The sequence below is a fragment of the Citrobacter sp. Awk 4 genome (genome assembly GCF_028069725.1).
In the GTDB taxonomy this organism is placed as follows: Bacteria; Pseudomonadota; Gammaproteobacteria; order Enterobacterales; family Enterobacteriaceae; genus Citrobacter_D.
Genome location: NZ_JANEWG010000163.1, coordinates 1 through 321 on the forward strand (window position 1 = coordinate 1; position 321 = coordinate 321).

Consider the following 321-nt stretch of genomic DNA (forward strand, 5'->3'; position numbering starts at 1 on the left):
CGGCGGCTGATGCGCATTTATCAGGGCGTATTACTGAGCTGGCGCTTGAACGCAGACGTTTTGGTTATCGGCGCATCTGGCAGCTGCTGCGTCGGGAGGGCCTTCACGTCAATCACAAGCGGGTATACCGCATTTACCACCTTAATGGACTGAGCGTAAAACGCAGACGACGCCGTAAAGGGCTGGCGACCGAACGGTTTCCGCTTCTGCGGCCGGATGCGCCGAACCTGACATGGTCGATGGATTTCGTTATGGACGCACTGGCCAACGGTCGCAGGATCAAGTGCCTGACCTGTGTGGATGATTTCACGAAGGAGTGTC

1 protein-coding gene is annotated in these 321 nt (G+C 57.0%); it reads left to right on the top strand.

Going from position 1 to position 321, the window contains the following annotated elements; translation table 11 throughout:
- On the top strand, positions 1-321 hold a 321-nt coding region (locus tag NNO04_RS22665), incomplete at both ends, for an IS3 family transposase (protein WP_271446542.1).